General features: G+C 36.4%; 2 protein-coding genes. Both read left to right on the forward strand.

From position 1 onward, the window contains the following. Nucleotides 1-897: DUF58 domain-containing protein (locus GQR46_RS18655; protein WP_240922925.1), on the forward strand; the 897-nt coding region annotated here is incomplete at its 5' end. Further along, nucleotides 897-2,492: DUF3488 and transglutaminase-like domain-containing protein (locus GQR46_RS18660; protein WP_165742020.1), on the forward strand; the 1,596-nt coding region annotated here is incomplete at its 3' end. The genes GQR46_RS18655 and GQR46_RS18660, both read left to right, overlap by 1 nt.

Below are 2,492 nucleotides of genomic sequence, written 5' to 3' on the forward strand. Positions count from 1 at the left end.
AACTCAATTACACTTGAACACAGAACAATTTATGTATTGCCATCATCCCTTGGTTGGTACTTTGTAATTGTGGCTATTTTAAACTTTGTGATGGGCATTAATTATCAAAATAATTTAATTTTAATAATGTCTTATCTTATGTTTGTGGTGATGATTATTACTGTATTAATGGGCTACAGTAACGCTAAAGGCTTAACGGTTAAATTTAAAGATGCATTTAACAGCTACGCTCCTCAAAAACCGAGTATTGTATTTGAATTACAAAGCGCTAGAGTTACCCAATCTATTAATTTAACATATCAAGGTAGTGAGCAAACTCACAAACATACCGACGAAGTTGATAGTAAGACTCAGTTACTTACACTCAACTTACCCTACAGCTCACGCGGTAAGTACTCAGTGCAACGTATTAAAATAGCGAGTAACTACCCCTTTGGCTTAATAACTGTTTGGAGCTACATTCAATTACAAACAGATGTTTTTGTATACCCGTCGCTTGAACAAGTACACAGTGATGCGCATGTTTCTATGCTTGATGAGCAAGCCGATAAAGGTATTTCTACACAATCTGGTAGCGAAGAGTTTGAGTCGTTAATCCCACATTTACCAGAGATGGGCTTGCAAAGAGTGTCGTGGAAGCATTACGCAAAAACACAGCAGTTGTTAGTAAAAGAGTTTGTAGACTTTAAAACAGCGAATGCGCTCTTCGATTTTACGTTAATGAATGGAGATACAGAACAACGTTTAAGCCAGTTATGCTTTTTAGTGTGTGAAGCAACCGAGAAAAACACCCCTTTTATGTTAAAGCTACCGAATAAAACAATAAATACAAATACCGGACAGCAACATAAGCAGCAATGCTTAGAATTATTATGCTCATTTAATGGTGATGTGTAATGGACATACTTAAAAACGAAAAAGTAATAAATTATTCGCTGTCTTTTATATATGCATGTTTAATTGTATTTTTTGTATCACATTTACCGCTTGCTTTTGTAGGTGTACTTTCACTTATTTGTGCATGGAACTTTTACATAACGCTGAGTAATAAACCAAAGCCAAATGCTTGGCTGGCAAATATACTCGCAGGTGTGTCACTAGGTTTAATGCTCTACACAGTAGGCATGTCGGATACGGTTATTTTATTTGTGGCCATGCTGCTACTTGCTAGTTTATTTAAGCTGCTGCAGGCTAAAACCAAAAAACACTATCATGTAATTACAACGCTTACGTTTTTTTCACTCTCATCGGTGTATTTATTTAACCAAAGCATTTTAGCGACTTTAACTGTAAGTAGTTTATACATATTAAACTTTGCAGTACTTGGCTTACTCGAATCCAAACATAATTTAAAAATAGCCTCTAAGCAAAGTGGTAAATTACTACTTTTAGCGCTTCCTTTAGCTGTATTTTTACTGCTTTTTTTACCAAAAATGCCCGCCTTTTGGCAGCTCCCTGGGCCTAAGCTTGCAAAAACAGGGCTTTCTGAACAAGTCGATCCTTTCGATATTGCAAAGCTTTCAAACTCAGATGAACTTGTGTTTAGAGCTAAATTTAACGAAGAAAAACCTGTAGCGCCTTATTATTGGCGAGCAATAGTTCATGATGAGTTTAATGGTAATGCGTGGCTTACGTCTGACTTTTTAAAATATAATAATGTAAAAACAAATACGCAGAGCGAAAATGATGAGCAACTTATTGCAAGCTACTCAGTTATTACAGAGCCTGCTACACAAAAATGGCTCTATGGTTTAGCGTATTCCAGTAGTAACTCACCAAATGTTGAAGGTAATTCGCTAGGCTTATTGCGTAAAAAAAGTCGTCAAGCTAAAAACTTACAATACGATGTAAATAGCTTTAACTTCACAGCTTTATCGCTTGGCGAATTTGAAGAAAAACGCTACAAATACCTCGCTTATAAAAAGAATGTAAAAACATCATCACTTGCTAAAAACTTAAAGCAAGATACACACTCTGACCGCGATTTTTACAATAGCTTATTACAATACTTTGCAGGTACAGGATTTACTTATACGTTAACACCCACTCCGATGAGCGGCGATAACACGATTGACCAATTTTTATTTGAAAACCAACGTGGATTTTGTGGTCATTATGCAAGCGCCGCTGCGTACATTTTTAGAACCGCAGGTATACCCGCTCGATTAGTAAGTGGTTATTTAGGCGGTGAATTAAACCAAGATAATAATACGCTAACAGTTCGCCAGTACGATGCGCATGCGTGGGTAGAAGTATATTTACAAAACGAAGGTTGGGTTATTTTTGATGCAACCGCTGTTGTCGCACCGGAGCGTTTAAATGGCTCGCTTTCGCAAAACGAAGAGCTGAATGACGAATTTAAAAGTAATCTTGATTTTGGTTTAGTGAGTTTAAGTAATTTCCCCGCTATTAATTGGTTAAGGTTGGAACTTGAAAATCTCGATTATCAATGGTCTAGCTGGGTACTTGGTTTTGACGAAGAAAAACAAAAT

The sequence above is a fragment of the Pseudoalteromonas sp. Z1A6 genome, from assembly GCF_011378745.1.
GTDB lineage: Bacteria > Pseudomonadota > Gammaproteobacteria > Enterobacterales > Alteromonadaceae > Pseudoalteromonas > Pseudoalteromonas arctica.